We start from the raw sequence: 4,920 nt of genomic DNA, 5'->3' as shown, positions 1-4,920 counted from the left end.
CATGTCGATCTCCGCTATTTCACTGTTTACCGAGGGCGCAATACGCCATTCATACGCCATTTAACCCGGTTACCCAGCGTCGATCGCCGTCTTCGGGATGCACAGTCAGCCGCGCTCTGCAAGGCTTCACTTTCGCCAGCCAAAAAGCCCCTGACAATCCAGGCGCGGCCATAGTTGTCTTCACGGACTCAATATGATCGCGAATTTTGGCGCAGGTAGCATCGCCGGGGCAAGGGGTCGGGCGGCCTGGCGGCTGGGTGTGCGGCGACTCCTTCGTTGCCCGTTTCAGCGGCACACACCGGCTTTATATGTGCTGGCGATTATCTTGCCTATTGCGGCCGTTTGCCGCGCTGCAAGTTTTTACAATGGTTGAACGGCGCGCATCTTCTCACGCCGACGGGTATGTAGCCACGCTTGTGGAGCCTCGATCCGCCGCCGAAGCCAGGAGGGTCGATGCGCAGCCATTCCTCGCACACTAAAAGGACAACGCGAATGGGCAAGCTGACAACCCATGTACTCGACACCGCACACGGTCGCCCCGGCGCCGGGATCAAGGTCGAACTGTTTGTGCTCGCCGGCGACACCCGGCGTGCGCTCCTCACCACGCTGACCAACGCCGACGGTCGCTGCGACGCCCCGCTTTTGCAGGACGACGGGTTCGTACCCGGCGAATATGAGCTCGTGTTTCATGCGGGCGACTACTTTGCGGCCAACGGCGTCACCTTGCCGGAACCCCGCTTTGTGAACCGGGTCGTGCTGCGCTTCGGTATCGCCGACGCCACATCGCATTACCACGTGCCACTGCTGGTTTCGCCATGGGCATACAGCACCTATCGCGGCAGTTGATTGAGCAGTTGAGTGCTCTGAGCGCCCAGGCGTCGACAAGCACGCTGGCTCAGGTTTCGATACCTATAAAACAGAAGAGATGTGGAGGCGTTTCATGCAAGGCTTTATTGTCGACTGGCTGAATCTCGCGTTGCGCTGGCTGCATGTGATCGTGGCGATCGCGTGGATCGGCGAGTCCTTTTATTTTGTCGCGCTGGATAACAGCCTGACGCCGCCCAAAGATCCGGCTGCAACGAAACGGGGCGTGTTTGGCGAGTTGTGGCACGTGCATGGCGGTGGTTTCTACAACATGCAGAAATACACCGTCGCGCCGCCGAACATGCCCGACGACCTGCACTGGTCGAAGTGGCCGTCGTACACCACATGGATGTCGGGCTTCGGCCTCTTCATGGTGCTGTACCTGTATTCGCCGAGCACCTACCTGATCGACAAGAACGTCCTCGACATGGGGCCGGTCGTTGCTGTGTCGTCCGCGATCGGCTTCTTGCTGGCTGGCTGGATCGTGTATGACTCGCTGTGCCGTTTCCTGGGCAACAACGACCGGTTGCTGGGGATGTGCGTCGGGGCTTACGTGATCTTTGCCGCATGGCTCGCGTGTCACGTGTTTGCCGGGCGTGCCGCTTATTTGATCACGGGTGCAACGCTCGCGACCATCATGACCGCCAACGTATTTTTCGTCATCATTCCCGGCCAGCGCAAGATGGTCGCGGCAATGTTGAAGGGCGAAGTGCCCAATCCGATCTACGGCAAGCGGGGCAAGCAGCGGTCCGTGCACAACACGTATTTCACGCTGCCCGTCGTGTTCGTGATGTTGTCGAATCACTATGCGATGACGTATACGCATCCCTACAACTGGGCTGTGCTGCTGGTCATCATGCTGGCGGGCGCGCTGATCCGGCAGTTCTTCGTGATGCGCCATCGCGGGCAGGTGTTGTGGTACTTGCCCGTGATCGGGGTGCTGCTGATGTTCGGAGCGTTCTTCTGGACAACACCCAAGCCGGTCGCCACTGTGCCGGTGGTAGCGGGTGCGCCCGTACTCCGTGTCGCCGATATTGAGCCGGTTTTGCAGCAGCGCTGCGCAACCTGTCATGCAGCGCACCCCACCATGATGGGTGCCGCGCCCGCCGGGGTTTTGCTTGATACGCCCGAGTCTATTTCGTTGAACGCGCAGCGTGTTTATCAGCAGGCTGTGGTTTTAAAGGCCATGCCATTGGGCAACGTGACCCAGATGACCGATGCGGAACGGCGGAAAATTGCCGCGTGGTTTCAGGGTGGGGCTCTACAGTAAGGTTTTGGCAGGGGCTCGCGCGAGGGGTTAGAGAGTGGTCCTCTCGCGCGTGGCCGGAGGATTAGTCACCGAACAGCCGCAACCCCAAAAAAAGGCGCACTTTTCAGATAATTCGCGTTATCTCGACGCGGTGTTTGGCCTAGGCTTCCCAGTTTCGTGTATTGATGGGAAAACGCCATGTCTCGCTTACCGCTCCGGGGAATATTTCGGGTTGTCCACTCTGGTCTTGAGAAGATTGCTCTGGCGTGCGCCGCCTTTGGCCTGATGCATGCAGCGGCGCGCGCAAGCGAACCGGCAAGGCCCAGCCAGTCAATTCAGGACCCATGGCTTAACCCTGCGGCGCCGCAAACCCTCGCCGCTTCAGATCAATGGAGCGGCCCCGTCGCAACACCCGTCGCACATGACGATCCGTGGAGCGCTCCGGCTCCCAAGCGCGTGGCGTCGAATGCACCCGTCGCTCGCGCGGCGCAAACAGAACACGCGCCCGTGGTCCCGGTTGCGCCAGGCAGCTTGACCATGGACAGCAGCGACTGGGACACGAAGCCCCGTGGCCGCTCACCGGGCTTGATTGCATCGAGCGATACGTGGCGCAGCCGCCAGGACGTGAACGCCGGTGTGGCCGAGACAGAACCTGCGCCCGACACCCACGTAGCACCGGCAAGTCCCGCCCGCAACGACACATCGCGTCTCGATGACCCGTGGACCGCATCGGTCACAACCGCTCGCGCTTCTCCCGCCGAAGCTGCGTTGTCCTTCGATACAACCAGCCGATGGACCTCACCCAGTCCTACCTATGCCTGGGCAGCGCGCGTCCACGGCACGATGCGGATCAACACTTCGGCGGTCGCGAACGGTTTGCGTGCCGCGCCGTTTTAAGCACCCAACAGACTTGTCCACATTTTTTGGGGACGAGCCTGTTGAAAACCGTCTGACAATTGCTGCAAGATGTTGAATATAAACAGTATTCATCCAACGCTTCAAAACGCGCCTAAGCGGTGATTCAAGCGATTTGAGTACATAAAGTTATGCCCACAATCTGTGGGTTAGGCTGTGGACAAACATGAAGTAATCTTTGTTACTCCATGATTTAACTGAGAAAACCGACGACGCAACGATTCGAAGCAAGCTATGCCGACGAATTTTGCGGAACTGGGCGCGGCTATGGAACCCGGATGTTATCCACACTATTTGTGGGCAGACTTGTTGATAAGCGCGGGGCTTCGCGCTTAAGTCACTGACGCCGCACGTCTTTCTCGGGCTGCTTGCCGCAGGGCAGAGGGAAGTCCGCGCCCAACCCTCAACTCCCCCGATACATCGCGCCACTCGCAGGAACTGCCGCTTTCGTGGCGGCAGGACTCGATGCTCCCTGCTGCATATACGCCGGTGCGCCCTTAACCTGTTCCCGTCGCCCAGGCGGGGGCGCGGTTGGCGCATTGCGCATATCGGCGAGCATCTGTGTACACGGCAACGGCCGATTGTTGCTGGGCGCGATCAACGGAATCAGCGCTGCGAACGGGTTGAGCAGCCCCAGCCCAACGGCTGCCACGCCACGGACTGCCAACGCGCCAGCATTCACGCCCACATGGGGATCCTTGAACGTCCCCTTCACATACAGCGGCGAACGCAACGAAAACACCCGGAAGCCCTTGGTATGTGGGTGAACGCCAAGATCCATCGCTTCGGTCTTCAAATTGATGATGCCATCGACATTGATAACGGCGTCATCGGTATCGAGGGCAAACACGCGCGATTCAAGAACGCCGTCCACCGCCACGAAGTCCGCCGCCGCGCAATTGATACTCACGTCGCGTTTGCCAAACAGCTTTTCATACACGACGTTAGCCACGTTCAGGCCGGCCGCCTCCATGTAGAGACGGCTGATCGTGCCATCGGTGATCAACATCTTGACTTCGCCATTCATTGATCCCGACAGCGCCGCCGGTGAATTGCCCGTCGCCGACAACGCCGCATCGCCGTTCACTTCACCCAGCGCCGATTGCATCGTCTTGACGGTCGGCAGCAGTTGCTTGAGCTTCAGATGCCGCGCCGATGTCGAGAAACGGCCCTGTAACGGTTCCTTGCTGCCGTCGAGATGAATGTTCGACGACACCGTCCCGCCCGCCACGCCAAACGTCAGCGGTTCGAACGACAGCACGCCGTCCGTCATTTTCACGTGCGCATAGAGGTCCGAGATCGGCAGCGCCGGATCCTTGATGATCTTGCCACCGGTGAACTTCACGTCCGCATCGACAGCCTTCCATCGATCCGTCTTGAACTCCTCGACCGGCAGCGCCTTCTCGGAGGGCTGCTTCTGCGTTTCGCCGCGCTTGGCCTTGCTCGCGTTCGAATCGGCGCCGACGATCGGGGCGAGATCCGAGAACTGAAGCAGATGCGAAACGAGGTCGCCCGACACGAGAGGGCGTGGCTTGCGTCCTACGAACACCAGCGAACCGTTCAGGTCGCTGCCGCCCACGCGCCCAGTGAAATTCTCATACTTGAAGACGTTGCCATCGTCGCGAAACTGCCCGACCAGCCGTCCTTCGGTTGCATACGGCGGCGTGGAAGGCAGCGGCACACCGACGATCGGATACAGATGCTCGGCACTCACGCCCTGGAACCAGACGCGCAAATCGAGCGCCGCAATGTGCGCGGGGTCCGTCACGGTGCCGACGAACGCAATGTGCGTGTCTCCGATACGAACGTCCGCCTGCACGGGAAACGGCCGCTCTACGTCCTCTAATGCAAGCACGCCGCCCACCTTGCCGTCGCCGGACACTGCCGTCGCG

General features: G+C 60.1%; 4 protein-coding genes. 3 read left to right on the top strand and 1 reads right to left on the bottom strand.

Going from position 1 to position 4,920, the window contains the following annotated elements:
- Nucleotides 1-492 precede the first annotated feature (492 nt).
- The 3 genes from uraH (at nucleotide 493) to WCA53_RS15810 (ending at nucleotide 3,010) form a co-directional block, all read left to right on the top strand.
- Nucleotides 493-846 (top strand): hydroxyisourate hydrolase, encoded by a 354-nt coding sequence (gene uraH, locus WCA53_RS15820; protein WP_423912104.1) that lies wholly within the window; start codon nucleotides 493-495, stop codon nucleotides 844-846.
- Nucleotides 847-940: 94 nt separating this feature from the next.
- Nucleotides 941-2,134, top strand: a complete 1,194-nt coding sequence (locus WCA53_RS15815; protein WP_423912101.1) for a urate hydroxylase PuuD — start codon at nucleotides 941-943, stop codon at nucleotides 2,132-2,134.
- A gap of 177 nt (nucleotides 2,135-2,311) precedes the next feature.
- Nucleotides 2,312-3,010 carry a hypothetical protein gene (locus tag WCA53_RS15810; RefSeq protein ID WP_423912098.1) on the top strand — a complete coding sequence of 233 codons (699 nt, stop codon included), beginning with the start codon at nucleotides 2,312-2,314 and terminating at the stop codon, nucleotides 3,008-3,010.
- Between the two features lie 421 nt (nucleotides 3,011-3,431).
- On the opposite strand, the gene WCA53_RS15805 is transcribed toward WCA53_RS15810, so the two are convergent.
- Nucleotides 3,432-4,920 (bottom strand): AsmA family protein (locus tag WCA53_RS15805; protein WP_423912094.1); only part of this gene is annotated, 1,489 nt, incomplete at its 5' end.

Source organism: Caballeronia sp., assembly GCF_049581465.1.
Classification (GTDB): Bacteria; Pseudomonadota; Gammaproteobacteria; order Burkholderiales; family Burkholderiaceae; genus Caballeronia.
This window is presented reverse-complemented; position numbering and strand designations above follow the sequence as displayed.